Origin of the sequence: Streptomyces sp. CS113 (genome assembly GCF_002188365.1) — a bacterium.
Taxonomy (GTDB): Bacteria; Actinomycetota; Actinomycetes; order Streptomycetales; family Streptomycetaceae; genus Streptomyces; species Streptomyces tendae.
Genome location: NZ_KZ195574.1, coordinates 7676845 through 7695949, shown reverse-complemented (window position 1 = coordinate 7695949; position 19105 = coordinate 7676845). Strand labels below are relative to the sequence as shown.

General features: G+C 71.3%; 17 protein-coding genes. 9 read left to right on the top strand and 8 right to left on the bottom strand.

From position 1 onward, the window contains the following. Positions 1 to 9: 9 nt before the first annotated feature. Positions 10 to 933: a LysR family transcriptional regulator gene (locus B9W62_RS34725; RefSeq protein WP_087810878.1), complete on the top strand. Its 924-nt coding sequence runs from the start codon at positions 10 to 12 to the stop codon at positions 931 to 933. Between the two features lie 7 nt (positions 934 to 940). Here B9W62_RS34725 and B9W62_RS34720 read toward each other — a convergent pair whose 3' ends face one another. The 5 genes from B9W62_RS34720 to B9W62_RS34695 form a co-directional block, all read right to left on the bottom strand. Next, entirely contained in the window at positions 941 to 1549 is a 609-nt protein-coding gene (locus B9W62_RS34720; RefSeq protein ID WP_087810877.1) for a TetR/AcrR family transcriptional regulator, read from the bottom strand. Between the two features lie 345 nt (positions 1550 to 1894). Continuing rightward, positions 1895 to 3163, bottom strand: coding sequence for an FAD-dependent oxidoreductase (locus B9W62_RS34710; protein WP_306426464.1), 1269 nt, complete (start codon positions 3161 to 3163; stop codon positions 1895 to 1897). Between the two features lie 12 nt (positions 3164 to 3175). Next, entirely contained in the window at positions 3176 to 3811 is a 636-nt protein-coding gene (locus tag B9W62_RS34705; protein WP_087810875.1) for a maleylpyruvate isomerase family mycothiol-dependent enzyme, read from the bottom strand. Beyond that, positions 3808 to 4632, bottom strand: a complete 825-nt coding sequence (locus tag B9W62_RS34700) for a fumarylacetoacetate hydrolase family protein (RefSeq protein WP_087810874.1) — start codon at positions 4630 to 4632, stop codon at positions 3808 to 3810. The genes B9W62_RS34705 and B9W62_RS34700 overlap by 4 nt, the downstream gene beginning before the upstream one ends. Before the next feature lie 2 nt (positions 4633 to 4634). Then, positions 4635 to 5795 (bottom strand): cupin domain-containing protein, encoded by a 1161-nt coding sequence (locus B9W62_RS34695; protein WP_218781997.1) that lies wholly within the window; start codon positions 5793 to 5795, stop codon positions 4635 to 4637. Between the two features lie 79 nt (positions 5796 to 5874). Here B9W62_RS34695 and B9W62_RS34690 point away from each other — a divergent pair, with 79 nt between their 5' ends. Together B9W62_RS34690 and B9W62_RS34685 are read left to right on the top strand one after the other, a co-directional pair. After that, positions 5875 to 6660, top strand: a complete 786-nt coding sequence (locus tag B9W62_RS34690) for an IclR family transcriptional regulator (RefSeq protein WP_087810872.1) — start codon at positions 5875 to 5877, stop codon at positions 6658 to 6660. Between the two features lie 211 nt (positions 6661 to 6871). Further along, the gene (locus B9W62_RS34685; RefSeq protein WP_087810871.1) at positions 6872 to 8590 is read left to right on the top strand and encodes an MFS transporter; all 1719 of its coding nucleotides are present in this window, start codon (positions 6872 to 6874) and stop codon (positions 8588 to 8590) included. Between the two features lie 45 nt (positions 8591 to 8635). Here B9W62_RS34685 and B9W62_RS34680 read toward each other — a convergent pair whose 3' ends face one another. Next, positions 8636 to 10330, bottom strand: a complete 1695-nt coding sequence (locus tag B9W62_RS34680) for a subtype B tannase (RefSeq protein ID WP_087810870.1) — start codon at positions 10328 to 10330, stop codon at positions 8636 to 8638. A 483-nt stretch (positions 10331 to 10813) separates the two neighbouring features. Here B9W62_RS34680 and B9W62_RS34675 point away from each other — a divergent pair, with 483 nt between their 5' ends. From B9W62_RS34675 to B9W62_RS34650, 6 genes are all read left to right on the top strand, one after another. Next, positions 10814 to 11467: a GntR family transcriptional regulator gene (locus tag B9W62_RS34675; protein WP_087810869.1), complete on the top strand. Its 654-nt coding sequence runs from the start codon at positions 10814 to 10816 to the stop codon at positions 11465 to 11467. Positions 11468 to 11515: 48 nt separating this feature from the next. Continuing rightward, a complete protein-coding gene (locus B9W62_RS34670) occupies positions 11516 to 12274 on the top strand; it encodes a PIG-L deacetylase family protein (protein ID WP_087810868.1) in 759 nt (252 codons plus the stop codon). Then, complete coding sequence (locus B9W62_RS34665) at positions 12274 to 12969, top strand: 4-carboxy-4-hydroxy-2-oxoadipate aldolase/oxaloacetate decarboxylase (protein WP_087810867.1); 696 nt, start codon at positions 12274 to 12276, stop codon at positions 12967 to 12969. Before B9W62_RS34670 ends, B9W62_RS34665 begins: the two co-directional genes overlap by 1 nt. 23 nt (positions 12970 to 12992) lie before the next feature. Beyond that, positions 12993 to 14048 carry a 4-oxalomesaconate tautomerase gene (locus B9W62_RS34660; protein ID WP_087812228.1) on the top strand — a complete coding sequence of 352 codons (1056 nt, stop codon included), beginning with the start codon at positions 12993 to 12995 and terminating at the stop codon, positions 14046 to 14048. Further along, on the top strand, positions 14045 to 14998 hold the full coding sequence (locus B9W62_RS34655; protein WP_087810866.1) for a catechol 2,3-dioxygenase: 954 nt from the start codon (positions 14045 to 14047) through the stop codon (positions 14996 to 14998). The genes B9W62_RS34660 and B9W62_RS34655 overlap by 4 nt, the downstream gene beginning before the upstream one ends. 269 nt (positions 14999 to 15267) lie before the next feature. Next, positions 15268 to 16581, top strand: coding sequence for an MFS transporter (locus tag B9W62_RS34650; protein WP_087810865.1), 1314 nt, complete (start codon positions 15268 to 15270; stop codon positions 16579 to 16581). A 394-nt stretch (positions 16582 to 16975) separates the two neighbouring features. On the opposite strand, the gene B9W62_RS34645 is transcribed toward B9W62_RS34650, so the two are convergent. Both B9W62_RS34645 and B9W62_RS34640 read right to left on the bottom strand, forming a co-directional pair. Further along, positions 16976 to 18007, bottom strand: a complete 1032-nt coding sequence (locus tag B9W62_RS34645; protein ID WP_087812227.1) for a FecCD family ABC transporter permease — start codon at positions 18005 to 18007, stop codon at positions 16976 to 16978. 38 nt (positions 18008 to 18045) lie between these two features. Further along, positions 18046 to 19095: a FecCD family ABC transporter permease gene (locus B9W62_RS34640; protein WP_373433721.1), complete on the bottom strand. Its 1050-nt coding sequence runs from the start codon at positions 19093 to 19095 to the stop codon at positions 18046 to 18048. Between the last annotated feature and the right edge of the window lie 10 nt (positions 19096 to 19105).

Below are 19105 nucleotides of genomic sequence, written 5' to 3'. Positions count from 1 at the left end.
CTGCGCCCCATGAGCGCGGAGGAACGGGCCACCACGAGTTCGGGCCTGGACCGGCTGGCGTCGGTCAACCTGAACCTGCTGGTGCCTCTTCTCGCGCTCCTGGAGGAACGGTCGGTGACCAAGGCCGCGGAGCGCGTCGGCCTCTCCCAGCCCGCGATGAGCCACGCCCTGACCCGGATGCGGCGCCTGCTCGGGGACGACCTGGTCGTCCGGCAGGGCAGCGGGGTCACGCTGACGCCGCGCGCGCTGGAGCTGGTGGGGCCACTGCGCAGCGCCCTCCAGCAGACGGCGCGCATCGTGAACTTCCCCGTCTTCGACCCCACGACGGACCGCCGGATCATCACGGTCGCCATGACGACCAGCACGGCGTTCGTCGTCGGGCCCAGGTTGACCCGGCTCGTCAGGGAGCGCGCCCCGCACGCCACGCTGCGGCTGCGGACGATCACGATGCCGAGCGAGTCGACCTTCACCGATCAGGGCGTCGACGTCGTGCTGATCTCCGAGGGGCACTTCTCGCCGTACCCGCGGGAGCGGCTGTACGACGACCGGGTCGTGGTGGTGGCCGCACCGGACACGCCCCCGCGAGCCGACGCCCTGGAGCTGCTGACGACCCAGCCGCACGTCGTGGTCGACACCGGCCGGCGGGTCTTCCCCTACTCGGTGCTGGAGGACAAGGGCATCCCCTACCGGGTCGGACAGCTGAGCTCCGACTTCCTGCTGGTGCCCTTGCTGGTGGCCGGCGCCGGCGGTGTCGCGCTGCTGCGGCACCGGGTCGCCGTCGCCATGCAACGGCTCTCCGATCTGCGGATCGAGGAGTTTCCCTTCCCGCTTCCCGGGCTCGGGATCGACATGGTGTGGAATCCGAGGCTGACCGACCAGCACTTCGTCGCGTGGCTGCGGGCGCTGCTCCAGGAGGTCGCGGCGGGGCTCTGAGCGCCGGTCAGTTCAGCAGGCGCACCCAGCTGTCGGTGAGCTCCTCCAGCATCTGGTCGCGGGTCAGCCTCCAGTCGGAGCCGTCCCAGTGCTGCGCCACATAGTCGAGCTGGGACATGGCGAGCACACCCCGGAAGTGCCGCTGGTGGGGCTCGAAGCGGCCGGCCGCGCTGAGCCCGTCCTCGATGTCGCTGATGGCCTCCTCCAGCCAGCGCTCCACCAGGTCGGGGAGGTCCGGATCGATCACCGCGGCGTCCCGGCCGATCCGGATGATCGGCCGGATCACCGGCCAGCTCTCGGCGGTCCGGCGCAGCCACGCCAAGATCGCCTCCGGCGTCCCGTCGGCGACGGTGGCCACCAGGTCCTTGGCGGTGGAGCCGTGCTCGGGCGAGCGGACGCGCTGTAGCGCCTCGTTGAGCTGCTCGTCGATGAGCGCCCGCATCAGCTCGCTGCGGGAGGGGAAGTACGCGTAGAAGGTGACGCGTGTGGTGCCCGCGGCGGTGGCGATGTCGTCCACCGTGGTGGCGGCGTATCCCTTCGCCTTGAAGAGCTCGAGTCCCGACTCCAGCAGCAGACGGCGGGTCATCTGCTTCTGTGCCTCACGAAGGGTGGCCATGGCGCAGATCCTAACCCCGTCCGGGCACGGCGAACGCTCAGCTTACGCACAGCCCGCGGCGCCGACGTCGCGTAAAGCCCTCAGCCGGTCGGTTCGACGTCCAGCCGCTCCCGCGGGGCGGCGACAAAGATGCCGTACGTCTCCAGGACCCCGACGCCGTCCGGGCAGTGGCGAACACGGCGAAGACGCCGTGGTCGGTGCGGACACGGTGGACGCAGCCCGGCCCGGTGAGCGGGTACGTGCAGGCGGGGAGTAGCTTCGGGGCAGCATTCCGGGTGAACAGCCGCGAGCGCGCCGCCGAACCGTTCGAACGGGTGCGGACGGCCGCGTAGAGGTAGGAGTCGCTCATGCCGCGCCTCCGGCGAGGGCCGCCTCGCCGGAGGCCGCCGACGAGAGCGGGACCGGCGTGAACATCTCCGGTTCCTGGTCCGGCGTCAGGGCGGTCGGCCCGTAGAGCCAGTCGGTGAAGGAGTAGTCGTAGGTCTCGCGGGCGCGCAGCAGGGCGTTGCGCTGTTCGCGGGCGAGCCCGTCGAGGTGCCACAGTTCGCCCCACTTGCGGGACGTGGTCAGGACGCGTCGGCAGTGTTCGGGGCGGACGGCCTCGTAGGCGGCGAGCGCGGCGGTCCAGTCGACCGTGCCGTCCCCGGCGCGGTTGCGGGCGGCGTGCTCGCCCAGTACCCAGCCGTCCTCGATGGCCATGATCGCGCCCTGCGCGATGTATTGCAGCGGCGGGTGCGCGGAATCGCCGAGCAGGGCGATCCTGCCGTGCACCCACTGCATGATCGGGTTCCGGTCGAACATCCGCCACCACTTGTCCCGCCACATGAAGGGCAGGCCGTCACGGACGAAGTCGCAGGTGCCGGCGAAGGCGGCGTCGAGCTCGTCGGGCGTACCCCAGTCGTCGCGGCCTGCGAGCGCCCTGGGCGACTCGAAGACGGCGACCTGGTTGAGCATCTCGCCGCCGCGCAGGCCGTAGTGGACGAAGTGGCAGCGGGGGCCGACGTACACCGCTACCTCGCTGAGGTCGACGGACCGCACGCGCGGCTGCTCGGCGGGGACGGTGCCGCGGTAGGCGACGTACGCCGACGACACCGGCCGGTCGTCCACGAACAGCTTGCGGGCGGCCGAGTGCAGACCGTCGGCGGCGATCACCATGCCGGCCTCGTGGGTCGCGCCGGAGGCGAGGGTCACGCGGGCCCCGCCGTCGGTGTTCTCGTACGAGGTCACTTGGGCGTCGTTGACCAGCTCGACCCCGGCGCGCCGGCAGGCGCGCAGCAGCAGGCCGTGCAGGTCGCTGCGGTGGATGACCAGGTAGGGGTAGCCGTACCGGGTCTCGAGGTCGCGCAGGTCGAGGCGGGTCAGCTCCTTGCCGTCGACGGCGTCCCGCATGACCATGGCGTCCGGGACGACGCCGAGGCGCTTGGCCTCGTCGAGGAGGCCGTAGTCGTCGAGGATGCGGGTGCAGTTGGGGGCGAGCTGGATGCCGGCGCCGACCTCGCCGAAGGCGGGGGCGCTCTCCAGCAGGCGGACGCTCAGGCCCTGGCGGGTGAGCGAGTGGGCGGCGCCGAGGCCGCCGATGCCGCCGCCGACGACGATCACATCTGGATGGGACATGAGTGCACTCCTCTACAGCCAGGGGCCGGGCTCGGGGACGTCTGTCAGCGAGTGGGGCCGGCCCGCCAGCCAGGCGGCGACCTCAGGCGGCGGACCGTCGGGCAACTCGGCGAGGCCGCGCTTCGCCTTGATCTCGGCGACGAGCGCGGTCAGGAAGCCCTTCGGCAGGTCGGCGAAGGTGACGACGCCGGTGCCGAGGTCGACGGCGTGGACGCAGACCTCGCGGGCGCGCATCCACGGCAGTTCGGTCGCGGGCACGGTCCGGCCCTGGGCGGTGACGACCTGGTGGCCCCACTGCGCCTCGGAGAGCCCGTCCAGGCCGGTCGCGAGCCTTCGCGCGGAGTCCGTCAGCCAGGAGCGCAGTTCCTCCGCCGACAGCGTGGGGCCCTTGGCGATGCCGGCGGCGCGCTCCTCGGCGGAGGCGTACATCGGGGTCTCCTCGCCGGTGGCCGCCCAGTGCACCAGGTTGCCGAGCGCGTCGGCGTTGGCGGCGACGTGCGCCACCAGGTGCTTGCGCGTCCAGTCCGGCAGCACGCTGGGCGCCGAGAAGGCGTCCTCGTCCAGTCCAGCGACGGCGTCGAGCAGCAGCTCGGTGCCGGTACGGACCCAGGCGCGCGTGTCGTTGCGGGTCCGTGGGGCGCCGGTCATCCCTCGACCACCTCGTTGGAGCAGGCGCCGAGGCCGGCGATCTCCGTGACGACGGTCTGGCCGGGCAGCAGGAAGACCTTCGGGTCGCGGGCGTTGCCGACGCCGGCCGGGGTGCCGGTGGCGATGACGTCGCCGGGCTTCAGGGTGATGACGGTGGAGATGTACCGCACGAGGAAGACCGGGTCGAACAGCAGCGTCCCGGTGTCGTCCTGCTGCACGACCTCGCCGTCGACGACCGTCCTCACCCGAAGCGCGGGGCGTACGCCGCCGACCTCGTCGGGGGTGACGACGTACGGTCCGAGCGGGGTGGTGGCCTCCCAGATCTTTCCCTGGGTCCACTCGATGGTGCGGAACTGCCAGTCGCGCAGCGAGATGTCGTTCATGACGGTGAAGCCGGCGATGGCGTCGGCGGCCTGCCGCTCGTCGGCGCGCCGGACCTGCTTGCCGATGACGACGGCCAGTTCGACCTCCCAGTCCAGGGTGTCGGTCTCGGCCGGCTTGGCGATGTCGTCGTTCGCGCCGATCAGGGTCTCGGCGAACTTGGGGAACAGGGTCGGGTGGCTGGGCAGGTCCCGGCCCATCTCCTTGATGTGGTTGGTGTAGTTGTGGCCGACGCAGACGATCTTGGAGGGGTTGGGGACAACCGGCGCGAAGTCGGCGCCCTCCACCGGGTAGGCGGTTCCGGAGGCGGCGGCCCTGCCCTGCCAGTCGTCCTGGGCGAACAGCTCGCCCAGGTCGGCGTAGCCGAGGTCGACGAGGGTGTCGCCGTCGAGGCGGACCGCCCGGGTGCCGTCGGCGGTACGGAGGGTGGCGAGCTTCATGGTCAGCCGTCCTTCTGAGTGCGGTCGAGCTTCAGCGCCTCGAAGACGGGCGCGTCGGAGAAACGGAACAGGTCGAGGGCGCCGGAGTCGGTGTCCGAGTCACCGGCCTCGGACTTCACGGAGAATGGCTCCCAGGACGGGACGACGAACAGGTCGCCGCGCGTGACCGTCCAGGCCTTGTCGCCGACGGTGACCACGCCGGAGCCGTCGAAGACCTGGTAGACGCAGGAGCCGGTCTCGCGGACCGGAGCGGTCTGGGCGCCGCGGACGACGCGGTGGAACTCGGCGCGGATCGTCGGCAGGACGTCGGAGCCGTCGTGCGGGTTGCTGTAGCGCACCGCGGCGTGACCGGGTTCGACGGTGCCGCCGAAGCCCTCCTTCTCCAGCAGCAGCTGGTCGCGCAGCGCGGCGTTCGTGTACTCCCACTTGTACGACAGCAGCGGGCTGCCGGGCGTGGCCGGGGTGGCCGACAGCGGACGCAGGCCGGGGTGGGCCCACAGCCGCTCGGAGCGGGACCGCTCGGGGGTGGTCCGCTCGGCGTCACTGATCTCGTCGCGGCCGAACTCGAAGAACTGCGCCTCGGTGACGTACTGGAAGGGAATGTCCAGACCGTCGATCCAGGCCATCGGTTCTGTGGTGGCGTTGTGGTGCGCGTGCCAGTTCCAGCCCGCCTGCGGGAGGAAGTCACCGCGGTTCATGGGCACCGGGTCGCCGTCGACGACCGTCCACACGCCCGAGCCCTCGACGACGAAGCGGAAGGCGTGCTGGGTGTGGCGGTGTTCGGGAGCGTCCTCGCCGGGCATCAGGTACTGGATGGCCGCCCACAGCGTCGGGGTGGCGAAGGGCCTGCCGCCGAGGGACGGGTTGGCCAGCGCGATCGCGCGGCGCTCCCCGCCCCGCCCGACCGGCACGATGTCGCCGGCCTGTGCGGCCAGCTCGCGCAGCCGCTCCCAGCGCCACAGGTGTGGCACGGCGCGCGAGCGCGGGTGGGCCGGCATCAGGTCACCGATCTCGGTCCACAGCGGGATCAGCAGTTCCCGCTCGAAGCCCCGGTACAGCTCTTCGAGCTTCGGGGTGACCTCGGGCTGCCCCTCGGCGGTGACGGCCTGAAGCCGCACCGGGGAGCCCGTGGCGATGTCTTGGGTGAGGGAGGACTCAGTCACGGAGCCAGCGTGCATGGCGTCTGCTGACGGAACATGTAGATTCTGCACAGCAGAATTGGCGAGCGTCGGGAGAGCTGCCGTGGACAAGCCGCTGAAGACGCCGCCGCCCTATCCCATCGCCAGCGTGGACCACGCACTGCGAGCGGCGGCCATCCTGCAGATGGAGGGCGGCGCCACCGTGGCGCAGCTCGCGGAGCGCCTGGGTGTCGCCCGGTCGACGGCCCACCGCATCCTGGCGATGCTCGTCTACCGGGACTTCGCCGTGCGGGGTGAGGACCGCGTCTACCGCGCGGGCCCGGTGCTGGAGCTGGCCGCCCACTCCCAGTCGCTCGTGTCACGGCTGCGCACCATGGCCCTTCCCCACCTGCGCCGGGTCGTCGATCTCCTCGACGAGACCGCGAACCTGATCGTGCGCACCGGGGAGACGGTGCGGTTCATCGCCAGCGTCGAGTGCCGACAGGCCCTTCGGGTCGGGTCCCGGGAGGGGATGGTCTTCCCCGCCCACCGCACCACGGCGGGGCTCCTCCTGCTCGCCGAACTGACCGATGAGGAGCTGGAGAAGGTTTACACCCCCGAGCGCTACCGCGACCGCCCGGCCGACCGTCCCGACCTCTCGCGGCTGCGGACGGAACTCAGGCGCTTGCGTCGCAACGATTTCGCCGTCAACAGGGAGCGGTCCGAGCGCGGTCTCGTCGCCGTCGGCGTCCCGGTGCGCGGCCGGGACGGCGCCGCGCTGGCCGGCCTTTCCGTCTCGATGCCCAGCGTGCGCTACGACCCGCAGCGCCTGCGCTCCCTGGTCGCCACGCTGGAGACCGCGGCGCACGCCGTTGAAGAGGACTTGGCCGACTTGACCGATCAGCCGTAGAGCCCGGCCCACCGACCTTTCGGAACGAACAGAATTTTTATTGCCTGCATGTTCCATTGACGCGCAGTAAAGCCAAGTGTCATCCTCCACGGCACCACGCCGGACGCGCCGTGCCTCCTCTTCCCCACCGCGTGCGCGGAGCCGAGCGTTTCCAGGCTTCGGGGCGCCCGCTTCCGGGAGACCCGAAGTCCCCAGCCAGGGAGAACGCGCGATGACACGCAACATCGGGACGACGACGTCCCCGGGGCCCACCGCGGGGGCGGCCCGGACACCGGGCTACGCGGGAACACTGACTGCCGCCTGCGCCGCGGTCTTCGTGGCCCAGGTCGCGAACGCACTGCCGGCGTCGCTGAACGGACTGTTCCAGCAGGACCTGAACACCCATGGCTCGCAACTCACCTGGATCACCGCCGCGTTCATGATCGCGGTGGTGTGCTTCGAGTTCACCTTCGGCGTCTTCGGCGACCTGTTCGGACGCCGCAGGCTCGTCGTTGCGGGCACGACTCTGGTAGTCGCCGGCAGCACCGTCGCCGCGCTGGCCCCGTCCGTCCAGGTGCTCTGGGTCGGCGCCGCCCTGAACGGGCTGGGTGCCGGGGCCATGTTCCCGGGCTCGCTCACCGCACTTACCGCCGTCGCCCGCGACGTACGGCAGCGATCGACCGCCGTCGCGGTCTGGAGCGGGTTCTTGTCCGCCGGTGCCGCCGTTTCCCCCCTGCTCGGTGGCATGTTCGCCAAGGTCGGGTCGTGGCGCGGCTCCTTCTGGGTGCTCGTCGGTCTCGCATTGATCAGCATGGTGCTCACCAAGGCGCTGGCGACAGAGTCGCGAGCACCGGAGGGCCGCACGTTCGACATAGCCGGTCAGGTCACCTTCGCGCCCGGCCTCATCCTGGTGTTGTACGGCGCCGTCGAAGGCCCCGAGTCGGGCTGGACGACCCTGCCCGTCACTCTCTCCCTGGCCTTCGGCTCGATGTTCCTCGCCGCATTCGTCGTGGTGGAGCTGGGGGCGGAATCCCCCATCTTCGACGTGCGGCTGTTCCGCAACAGAGCCTTCGCCGTGTCGTCCGCCGCCGCGGTCATCGGCATGCTCGCCTTCCTCGGCGCCTGCTTCGCGACAAGCATGTGGTTGGGGCCAGTGCAGCACCAGGATCCGATTCGGGTGGCGCTCCCCTTCCTGCTCCTACAGGGACCGGCCTTCCTGCTGATCCCCGTCGTCTCATGGCTGCTTCACCGTGTCGCCCCGTCCTGGCTACTGTCCTCGGGGTTCGTCCTGATGGCGGTCGGCTGCCTGCTGTGCGCCCGGCTGGACGTCACTGACCCGCGGCTCGGCGCGTTCGTTGCGCCCGCCCTGCTGGTCGGCGTCGGATTCGCCCTGACCGTCAGCTCCGTCACGGCCGTGGCACTGGGCAGCGTGCCCCCGCGCCTGGCAGGCATGGCCAGCGCCACCACCAACATGCTGCGCGACCTCGGGTTCGCCCTCGGTCCCGTCGTCGTCGGCGCGGTCGCCCTCAGCGGCGCGGGGTCGGCGTTCGCGACGAACCTCTCCGGCACGGTGCTGCCGGCCGCTGAGACCGCGGCAGCACGGGAGATCGCCTCGGCAGGCGGCCCCATCGCCGTGAACAGCCTGCCGTCGGGCGCTCCGGGATCAGCGGCCCACAGCCTGGCTTTGGACGCCCTGGGCACCGGCTTCAGCACCGCGTTCCTGGTGTGCGCCGCGGCGGCGGCCGTCGCCGCGGGACTCACCGCCTTCGGGATGATCGGCTTCCGCCCCGCGATCGCGCCGAGGTCGGGGGGCTCTCTCCCCTACCGCCCGGCCACAGCGGCCGGGCAGAACCTGCTGCCGGCGCCGCGCGCCCCTGAACCCCGCGCCTGCCGGGCACCCGGCAGGCGCGACATCGACCCCACGCCCTGGTCCGCTGACTACCGGGAATGACAGGGCGTCGGCCGCCCCGCCGCCGCGGGACGGGGCGGCTTGTTGTCACTTGTGCCGGAGGGCGAGCGGGTCGCCGGCCTCGCGGACGACGTCGGCGATCCAGGCCATGGCCTCGGGCACGTCGTAGTTGCCGGCGTGCGGCTGGTTCCAGGCGAGCCGGTAGTCGAGGTCCTCGACCTGCTTGTCCGCGGCGAGCGCCCGGTCGAGGTTGACCGAGACGGTGAACGCGGTGTCCCGGTCGCGGGTGCCGTGGCGGACGTACCAGTTCGGTGCGGTGTCGGCGCGGGTGCCGATGAAGTCCATCGGGTTGATCAGATGTGCCTGGTCGTCGACGGTGGTGCTCTTCTTACCGGTGTACTGGTCCCAGGTCAGCCCGGTGTCGTCGAGTCCGCTGCCGTCCCCGGCGATGTCGTTGTGGTTCCAGCCGTACTCGGTGTAGTTCAGGTACTTCTGCGTCGGCGGGCCGAAGAGGTCGGTCTCGGTTCCGCTGGTGGTGTTCCCGTCGACGCCCACAGCGTCGAAGGCGGGGGTCGTCTTGAGGGTGGCCTGAGTGGCGACGAAGGCGAGGTACTTCGCCATGTCGACGGAGCGCACCGTGCGGGTGGCGGTGTCGACGTCGATCCAGTCGTTGACGTACCTCTTGGTGGTGGGCGGACCTCCAGGGGCGCCGGAGGTGATCTCGAAGGTGTCTCCCAGCGGCGGGACCGAATGGTCGGGATCCGCCTTCAGGTAGGTCTCCGCGGAGCGGACGACCTCCCGCCTGATGGTGTCCAGCATGTTCGCGGCACTGAGGCGGGAGCCGTCGGGGTTGCGCAGCCCGAGGCTCTTCTCGTACGCCGCGAACTCGGCCGCGATCGCGGCGGCGTCCTCGGGCGAGGGGTTGGAGCCCGTGGCGTCCCGGGTGGCGAGGGCGTTGTACAGCCACTCGTAGGCGACGTCGGCGTTGCCGAGGTCGGTGATCGGGCAGTACGCGTTGACGGCGAAGACGTCGTCGCGCAGGGTGCTGCGTTCCTTGGCATCGACGCCGGCGGCGCCGATCGCGGCCAGGTACGGGGTGTACTCGCCGCTGTTGCCGGAAGCACCGAGGATCGACGCCAGCGCGCCGCCGCCGCTGGTGCCGTTGACCACGATCCGCTCCGCGCTGCCGGGCATCGTCGCGTCGTTGAGGCGCAGATAGCGGACGGCGGCCTTGGCGTCGACCGCAGCCGCCGGAGCCTTGCCGGGGAACGAGCCGTCGGCGCCGATCAGTCCGCGGCTGCGGCTCGCGACGTCGACGAAGACGTAGCCCGCCTTCAGGGCGGCGCCGACGTTGCTGGTCGCGCTGTTGTAGGGAGTGCCGTCGGTGACGCCGGCCCTGATGTAACTGGCTTTCCAGCCACTGTTGTTCACCGCGAGGTAGACCGGGGTGCGCTGGTCGCCGAAGGCTCTCTCGGGAACGAACACGTTCATGCTCTGGTAGCCGCAGGCGGTGTTGGGGATCGTGGTGCCGCCGCCGGGGCCGCCGGGCTGCCGGGCCGCCGCCGCGACCGGGTTCGCGACGTAGCAGATCTCCTTGTACCAGCGCACGTTCATCGGCCGGCCGTCGACGGTGACGGTGATCGTCGTGTAGCCGGAGGAGTCGAAGGTGAGCGCCGCGTCCTGGGGGTCCGCCGCCCGGCCACGGCTCTGCGCAGGGGCAGCCGCCGCGACGGAGGCCGGTACTGCGACGAACGTGAGGACGAGGGAGCCCGCCAGCGCCATACCTCTCAGGAGGCGTTCGCGGGTGACGAAGCGTCCCGACCGCATGCTCGGCCGGTGGGTGAGTGCGTCTCGTCCGCGTGGCGCGGTCAACCTCTGCATGGGTCTCCCCTCATCGAGCACCAAGTGCTGCGGATGCCTCAAGCGCAAGGCGCGACGCACGCTACAACTTTGTCAACAATATGCCTAGCACTATCGCCGACATCTTGTTTCCCGAGCCCGGCGAGTCAGGACCCGGCCGCCGCAGGCACCCGCACCCCCGGTGGAGACCGACAAGACGTGAGAGGGCTGCCCATTGCCGCCGTACGCCCGTTCTGCCGTTCCTCGCCGCTGTTGACCGGCGCGCGAGCACCGCAGGGCGGCTGTCGGGCGCCGCCTGTGACTTCCACCGCGCTCGCTCCACCCACAAGAAGAGTGAGAACAGAATTGTTGACAATTCTGTTCGCCTAGATTTAGCGTCGACAGGCACTCACTCAGGGAGGGCAGATGCCGAAGGAAGCCCGTCCAGGCTCCGGAGAGCAGGCCAAGCAGTACGCGCTGGAGCGGCTCAGGAAGGCGATCCTGCACGGCGAGATGGCACCGGCCCAGCGGCTGGTGGAGAACGAGCTCGCCGAGAGCTACGGCGTCACGCGTGCCAGCATGCGTGCCGCGCTGCTCGACCTGACCTCCGAAGGGCTGGTGGAGCGGATCCGCAACCGTGGTTCGCGGGTGCGGGTGGTGACGGTCGAGGAGGCCGTGGAGATCACGGAGTGCCGGATGGCGCTCGAAGGGCTGTGCGCGGGCAAGGCGGCGACCGAGGCCACCGATGCGCAGCTCGACGAGTTGACCGACCTGGGCGAGGCCATGTCCAGGGCGGTCACCAACGGCGATCCGGTCGCCTACTCCGAGCTCAACCATGACCTCCACGCCCTGATCCGGGATGCCTCCGGCCAGCACACGGCCGTCGGTCTCCTGGAGCGGCTCAACGCCCAGCTGGTGCGCCACCGCTTCCGGCTGGCGCTGCGGCCGGGCCGTCCGCAGCAGTCCCTGAGTGAGCACCTGGCCGTGATCGAAGCGATCAGGGCCAGGGATCCGCAAGCGGCCGAGACGGCCGTTCGCGCCCACCTCAGCAGCGTGATCGACGCCCTGCGCGCCGACTGAAACGCGCCCCTGGGGCGGGTGCGGCACCTGTCACCAAGGAGATGCAGCATGACCCACGGCAACGGCGCACCCCCCGCCGCTCCGCCCCGATCGACCCTCGTTGTGACCGCGCACGCGGGGGACTTCGTGTGGCGGGCGGGCGGCGCCATCGCCTTGGCCGCCGCCCGGGGCGAGAAGGTCACCCTCGCGTGCCTGACCTTCGGCGAGCGCGGCGAGTCGGCCAAGGCGTGGCGGGAGGGCAAGAAGCTCGAGGAGATCAAGGCGATACGCCGGGAGGAGGCCGAGAAGGCCGCCGCCGTCCTGGGCGCCGAGGTCCGCTTCTTCGACGCCGGCGACTACCCGCTCCTCGTCACGGCCGAGCTGACCGACAAGCTCGTCGCCGTCTACCGGGAGACGCAGCCGGACGTCGTCCTCACCCACCCCACCGAGGACCCGTACAACGGCGACCACCCGGCCGCCAACCGCATGGCACTGGAGGCGCGCGTCCTCGCGCAGGCCATCGGCTACCCGGGCGAGGGCGAGGTCATCGGCGCCCCGCCCGTCTTCTACTTCGAGCCGCACCAGCCCGAGATGAGCGGCTTCCGGCCCGAGGTGCTGCTCGACATCACCGAGGTGTGGGAGACCAAGCGCAAGGCGATGGAGTGCCTCGCCGCCCAGCAGCACCTGTGGGACTACTACACCGACCTCGCCGTCCGCCGCGGCGTCCAGCTCAAGCGCAACGCGGGCCCCAACCTCGGCCTGGCGCACAAGACCATGGCCGAGGCGTACATGCGGCCCTACCCGCAGATCGCGAAGGAGCTCGCCTGATGCCCGGCATGATCGTCACCAACCCGCCCAAGGCCGAGGCGGAGGACGTCGAGGCGCTGGCCGGCTACGGGACAGCGACCGTCGGTGAGGCCATGGGCCGCACCGGCTTCCTCGGTACCCAGCTGCGCCCGATCCAGCAAGGTGTCCGGGTCGCGGGCACCGCCGTCACGGTGCTGTGCTGGCCCGGCGACAACCTCATGATCCACGCGGCGGTCGAGCAGTGCGGCGAGGGCGACATCCTCGTCGTCACCACCACCTCCCCGTGCCTGGACGGCCTGTTCGGCGAGCTGTTCGCCACGGCCCTCGCCCATCGCGGGGTGCGTGGCGTCGTCCTGAACACCGGCATCCGTGACACCGCCGAACTGCGCGCGATGGCCTTCCCCGCGTGGTCCGCCGCCGTCAGCCCGCAGGGGACGGTCAAGGCGACCGGCGGCAGCGTGAACGTCCCGATCGTGATCGGCGGCCAGGTGATCCGTCCCGGTGATGTGATCGTCGCCGACGACGACGGAGTGGTGGTCGTCCCGCGTGAGCGCGCTCGCGACACCGCCGAGGCGTCCGAGGCCCGCGAGCAGAAGGAGGCCGGGGCCCGCGCCGCCTTCCGGGACGGGCAACTGGGCCTGGACCGCTACGGGTTGCGGGAGACACTCGCACGGCTCGGGGTGACCTACCGGGCGTACGAGGAGGTCGAGTCGTGACCCGCCCCGCAGGGCTCCGCTGCATGCTGATGCGCGGCGGCACCTCCAAGGGCGCCTACTTCCTGGCAGCCGACCTGCCTGCCGAGGAGACCGTCCGCGACGAGCTGCTGCTGCGGGTCATGGGCAGCCCGGACCCCCGCCAGATCGACGGCCTCGGCGGCGCCCACCCGCTCACGAGCAAGGTCGCGGTGGTGTCCCCGTCGGCCGACCCCGAGGCCGACGTCGACTACCTCTTCCTCCAAGTCGCCGTGGACGCGGCGGAGGTCTCGAACCGCCAGAACTGCGGCAACCTGCTCGCCGGGGTCGGCCCGTTCGCCGTCGAGCGCGGACTCGTACGAGCAGGGAGCGGCGAGACGTCCGTGCGCATCCGCATGATGAACTCCGGTGACTTCGCCGTGGCGACGTTCCCGACCCCTGACGGCCGTGTCGACTACAGCGGCGACACGGAGATCTCCGGGGTTCCCGGGAGCGCCGCCGCCGTGGTCATCGACTTCCCGCCGGGTAAAGGGCAGTTGCTGCCCACGGGGAACGTGCGCGACACGGTGGCCGGCGTCGAGGTCACGTGCGTCGACAACGGCATGCCGACCGTCCTGATCCCGGCTGAGGCTCTCGAGGTCACCGGTCAGGAGGACCCGAAGGGTCTGGAGAGCGACCGGGAGCTGACCGCCCGACTCCACGAGATACGGCTGGCTGCCGGGCGGCTGATGGGGCTCGGCGACGTCACCGGCACCACGGTTCCCAAGCTCACCCTCCTCTCGCCGCCCCGCCACGGCGGCGCCGTCACCACCCGCACCTTCATCCCGGCCCGCGTCCACACCTCCATCGGCGTCCTCGGCGCCGCGAGCGTGGCGGCCGGGCTGCGGATCGAGGGAAGCGTCGCGCACGGCATCGCCGTCCTCCCCGAGGACGGCGACCGGCTCCGCATCGAGCATCCCAGCGGATTCACAGACATCGAGAGCAGCATCGATCGCGCCCCCGGGGGCGGCCCGACAGCGCGTCGCACCGCCGTCGTCCGCACCGCCCGCAAGATCTTCGACGGCACCGTCTTCCCCGCACCACGCACAGGAGGTCGCTCATGACCCCGCCTCTCGGCGACATCGCCCACATCGGCCACGCCCAGCTGTTCACTCCGGACCTGGACGCCTCCGTCGCCTTCTTCACCGACTTCCTGGGCCTGACCGTCAACGGGCAGGACGGCGACACCGTCTACCTGCGGACCTACGACGACTACGAGCACCACAGCCTCGTCCTCACCGCCCGCGAGCAGCCCGGCCTCGGCCGCCTCGCCCTGCGCACCTCCAGCGAGGAGGCGCTCCGACGCCGGGTGGAGGCCATCGAGGCGGCGGGCGGCACGGGACAGTGGACCGAGGACGAGCCCGGTCTCGGCCGGCTCTACGTCACCACCGACCCGGACGGCCACGAACACGCCCTGTACTGGGAGAGCGAGTACTACCAGGCCACCGAAGCACTCAAGCCCGCACTCAAGAACCAGCCGCAGGCGAAACCCAACCGGGGCGTCGGCGTCCGCCGCCTGGACCACATCAACTTCCTCGCCGCCGACGTCCTCGCCAACGCCGAGTGGCAGGAACAGCTCCTGGGCGCCCGCCCCACCGAGCAGATCCGGCTCGACTCCGGCAGGATCGCGGCACGCTGGCTGACGTACACCGACAAGTCGTACGACGTCGTCTACACGTCCGACTGGACCGGCAGCGAGGGCCGCCTGCACCACATCGCCTTCGCCGCCGACACCCGCGAGGACATCCTGCGCGCCGCCGACCTCGCCATCGACACCGGCGTCTTCATCGAGACCGGCCCGCACAAGCACGCCATCCAGCAGACGTTCTTCCTGTACGTCTACGAACCCGGCGGCAACCGCGTCGAACTGTGCAACCCGCTCACCCGCCTGGTGCTGGCGCCGGACTGGCCGCTCATCACCTGGACCGAGGAGGAGCGCAAGAAGGGCCAGGCGTGGGGTCTGAAGACCATCGAGTCCTTCCACACGCACGGCACGCCGCCCGTACAGCCCTGATCTGATCTCTCCGCAGGCCCCGGGGAACGGCCGTCCGTACCCCGGGGCCTGAATCGTTGCTTATATTGTTAACAAAAGTGTTGACGCAGCGGCTGCGGCTTCTTAACGTCTACGCCACAGCGAGCTTGCGGCTCCCCGCGCGGAGCCCGCAGCTCAGGGGCATGCTCCGTCCGTCCTCCCCACCGGATGCGCGAGCCGCACCGGCCCCACTGCCCTTGCAGCCAGGGACCAGGGCCCTGTCCTGACGTCCCGCACGAGAGGAAACAACGATGTCCTCCTCCGCCACCTCCCCGCTCGCCCAGGCGACCGGGCCGGCGTCCCGCCGCAGCCGCACCGTCGTCATCGCCCTGTGCTGGGGGCTCGTCCTCCTCGACGGCATCGACACGTTCATCTACGGCTCCGTGCTTCCGAAGATGCTCGGCGGCCACAGCCTCGGCCTCACCCCCGACACCGCGGGCACGATCGGCAGTTACGCGAACTTCGGCATGCTGCTCGGCACGATTCTGTCCGGCATGGCATCGAACTGGATCGGCCGCCGCGTCACCGTCTTCGTCAGCGTCGCGATCTTCACCCTCGCCACGCTGGGCACCGGCTGGTCCCAGTCCTCGGGCCAGTTCGGCTTCTTCCGCTTCGTGTGCGGTTTCGGCCTCGGCGCGCTGCTGCCGATAGCGATCTCGTACGGCATGGAGTTCACCTCTCGCGGCCGCCGCGCCCTCGCCACCGGCATCATCATGACCGCCCACCAGACCGGCGGCGCCCTGGCCCCACTGATCGCTCTCTGGCTGGTCGACGACCACGGCTGGCGAACGGCCTTCATCGCCTCCGCGCTGCCCGCCCTGATCCTGCTCCCGATCGCCTTCAAGCTGCTGCCCGAGTCACCCACCAACCTGCTCACCCGCGGCCGCCGAGCCGACGCCGAGCTGCTCGCCACCGCCTACGGCACCGAACTCGCCGAGCCGAAGGCGGACCGCAAGGACAAGCTGGACGCGCTGAAGAACCTCTTCCGCAACCGCCAGTGGTCCACCACCCTGTGCTTCTGGCTGACCTCCTTCGCGGGTCTGCTCCTGGTCTACGGAGTCGGCCAGTGGCTGCCGAAGATCATGGTCGACCTCGGTTACGACACCGGCGACTCGCTGCTCTTCTCGACGTTCCTGAACGTCGGCGGCATCTGCGGCATGCTCATCGCCGGCCGCACCGCCGACCGCATCGGCCCGCGCAAGGTCGTCATCGCCTGGTTCGTCCTGACCTCCGTCTTCGTCTACCTCATGGGCGTCCAGATGTCGGTCGGACTCCTGTACGCGGTGGTCTTCTTCGCCGGACTGCTGCTCTTCTCCGGCCAGACCATGGTCTACGCGACGGTCGGCACCCACCACAACGACGAGGACCGCCCCACCGCCCTCGGCTGGGTCTCCGGCATGGGCCGTTTCGGCGCCATCTTCGGCCCGTGGATCGGCGGCGCCCTCCTCGAGGCGGGCCATGCCGACATCGGCTTCACGATGTACGCCTGCGCCGCGCTCTTCGGCGCGGTCATGATGACCGCGGCCGCCCTCACCATCAAGGCGCGCACAGCCGCGAGGGTCTGACCGCGGGCAGAGGACATAGCTCCTCCCCCACCGCGAGCGTATGAGTAGTCGTCGTACCAAGCTGTCGTGTGATCAGGCCGCGAGCAGTCTGCGCACGCTCGGCCGGGGTCTCCCAGCCGAGCGTGTTGCGTGGGCGGCCGTTTTCCCCGGTCGTGGCCGACGAAGTGACGGCGAGGCCGGAAGCCTCCGTCCTGCGGCGACGTCGGCGAGCCACGTACCTACGCTCCTCGTCGTCTCCGCCAACCTCGCCGCCGCACACCAGGCCGGCGAGGAGGCCAGCCACTTCTGCCGCTCGGGCGCGTGAACTCAGTGCACTTCACCGGGGTTGCGACGTCGACATCGACAACGCCCCGTCGTCCACCGAGCCTCCCCTTCTCCCGCCGCAGACACCCCCCTAGAGGCGGGCCTCCCGTCGTTCCCCGCGCAGCAGCCATGCGAGGTAGGCGCCGCCGGCCACGCCGGTCACCACGCCCACCGGCAGCAGCGCCGAGCCGGTCAGGCGTTGGGTGAACAGGTCAGCGGCGGTCACCAGAAGGGCGCCCATCCACCCGGCGGACAGCACGCCCGGACCCGCCGCGCGAGTGACCCGGCGGGCCAACTGCGGGGCGGCCATCGCCACGAACGGAACCGGGCCGGCCGCCGCGACGGTCATCGCGGTCAGTCCGGTACCCGCCCCAAGCAGCACCAGGCGGCTGCGTTCAGGCGGCACACCGAGCGCGGCGGCGGTGTCGTCGCCCATCTCCAGCATCGTCAGTCGGCGCCCGTACACGAGGACGACCGGGACGAACGCCATCAACCCGAGAGCCGCGACGCGCACGTCGGCCCAGTCCCGGGCGTTGAGCGAGCCGACCATCCAGGCGGCGGCCTGCGCCGCCTTGCCGATGTCGGCACGCACGTACAGGAAGCTGGTCACCGAGCCGAGCACCGCGGAGGCGCCGATGCCGACGAGGACCAGCCGGTAGCCGTGCACGCCTCGCTTCCACGCCAGCAGGTACACGGCGGCGGCTGTGGCCAGCCCGCCGCACACCGCGCCGAGCGCCGTCTGCGCCGCGCCCACGTCGAGGACGATGATCGCCACGAGGGCGCCGGCCGAGGCCCCGTTGCCGAAGCCGATGACGTCCGGACTGCCCAGCGGGTTGCGGGTCAGCGACTGGAACACAGCGCCCGCCATGCCCATCCCGAAGCCCACGAGCGCGGCCACCAGGGCGCGCGGCAGGCGGAGGTCCAGTACGACGAACTCGGCGCCCGGCGGGCCGTCCCCGGCCAGGGTGCGCAGGACCTCGGGCGGGGAGAGAGCGTAGGTACCGGTGCCGATGGCGAGCACCATCGCGCACGCGGTGAGCGCGGCGAGCGCGGCGCAGACCAGCAAGGCGCGCGGGTAGTAGCGCAGCGACCAGCGGCCCGTGCGCAGCATTCCGGGCCGCATCTCGACGCGGCGCCGCGCGGTGTCGTCCTTCACGAGGCTCACAGCTGGGCCACCTTCCGCCGCCGCACCAGGTGGATGAAGAGGAGCCCGCCGAGGAAGGCGGTGACCGTGCCGACCTCGATCTCGGAGGGCGGCACCACGACGCGTCCGATCATGTCGGAGACGAGCAGCAGTACCGGCGCGTACAGCGCGCAGAACGGGAACATCCAGCGCGGGTCGGGGCCGCAGAAGGCGCGAGCGGCGTGCGGGATCATCAGGCCCACGAAGCCGATCGGCCCGCACACGGCCGTCGCCCCGCCGCAGAGCAGGGTGACGGCGACGACGGACAGCACCCGCACGCGCCGCACCCGGGTGCCGAGCGCCAGCGCATGGTCCTCACCGAGGGCGAGCGCGCCGAGCGGCCGGGCCAGGGCGAGGGCGAGCAGCGCGCCGGCCACGAGCAGCGGCGCCACGGTGAGCAGCAGGGACGCGTCGCGCTTGGCGAGGGTGCCGACGGACCAGTACCGCATCTCGTCGAGGGTGCTCAGGTGCCACAGGGACAACCCGTTGACGTAGCCGAACAGGGCAGCGTTGACGGCGGTTCCGGCCAGGGCCAGCCGCACCGGCGTGGCCCACCGGCCGCCGAGCGCGTTGACGGCGGTGGCGGCGAGTCCCGCTCCGGCCAGGGCGAACCACAGGTATCCCGTGAACGAGGTGATGCCGAGGACGCCGATCGCGGTCACGACGGCGGCGGAGGCGCCGGCGTTCACCCCGAGCAGCCCGGGGTCGGCGAGGGGATTGCGGGTCAGCGTCTGCATGACCGCGCCGCCGAGACCGAGCGCGGCGCCGACGGTGGCGCCGATGACGGTGCGCGGCAGCCGCAGGTCCCGCACGATCGCGTCGTTCTCCGTGCCGGAGGGGTCCAGGAGGGCGGACCAGACCTGGTCCACCGGGATCTGCTTGGCGCCCATGACCAGGGAGAGCGTGGCGGCCGCCACCAGGAGGACGACGCCGAGGAGCAGGCCCGCCGGGCGCAGCACCCCCTGGGCACTGGGCTTCTTCGTTCGGTCTGCCTGCCCCGGCGGAGCGGGGGCTGTCGCGACACTCACGAGACCGCCG

Coding starts and splice junctions, on each gene's coding strand:
- B9W62_RS34660 (WP_087812228.1), top strand. CDS start 12,993: ATGCTGATGCGCGGCGGCACCTCCAAGGGCGCCTACTTCCTGGCAGCC.
- B9W62_RS34665 (WP_087810867.1), top strand. CDS start 12,274: ATGCCCGGCATGATCGTCACCAACCCGCCCAAGGCCGAGGCGGAGGAC.
- B9W62_RS34700 (WP_087810874.1), bottom strand. CDS start 4,632: ATGAAGCTCGCCACCCTCCGTACCGCCGACGGCACCCGGGCGGTCCGC.
- B9W62_RS34705 (WP_087810875.1), bottom strand. CDS start 3,811: ATGACCGGCGCCCCACGGACCCGCAACGACACGCGCGCCTGGGTCCGT.
- B9W62_RS34675 (WP_087810869.1), top strand. CDS start 10,814: ATGCCGAAGGAAGCCCGTCCAGGCTCCGGAGAGCAGGCCAAGCAGTAC.
- B9W62_RS34650 (WP_087810865.1), top strand. CDS start 15,268: ATGTCCTCCTCCGCCACCTCCCCGCTCGCCCAGGCGACCGGGCCGGCG.
- B9W62_RS34645 (WP_087812227.1), bottom strand. CDS start 18,007: ATGCGGCCCGGAATGCTGCGCACGGGCCGCTGGTCGCTGCGCTACTAC.
- B9W62_RS34725 (WP_087810878.1), top strand. CDS start 10: ATGAGCGCGGAGGAACGGGCCACCACGAGTTCGGGCCTGGACCGGCTG.
- B9W62_RS34710 (WP_306426464.1), bottom strand. CDS start 3,163: ATGTCCCATCCAGATGTGATCGTCGTCGGCGGCGGCATCGGCGGCCTC.
- B9W62_RS34685 (WP_087810871.1), top strand. CDS start 6,872: ATGACACGCAACATCGGGACGACGACGTCCCCGGGGCCCACCGCGGGG.
- B9W62_RS34655 (WP_087810866.1), top strand. CDS start 14,045: ATGACCCCGCCTCTCGGCGACATCGCCCACATCGGCCACGCCCAGCTG.
- B9W62_RS34720 (WP_087810877.1), bottom strand. CDS start 1,549: ATGGCCACCCTTCGTGAGGCACAGAAGCAGATGACCCGCCGTCTGCTG.
- B9W62_RS34670 (WP_087810868.1), top strand. CDS start 11,516: ATGACCCACGGCAACGGCGCACCCCCCGCCGCTCCGCCCCGATCGACC.
- B9W62_RS34680 (WP_087810870.1), bottom strand. CDS start 10,330: ATGGCGCTGGCGGGCTCCCTCGTCCTCACGTTCGTCGCAGTACCGGCC.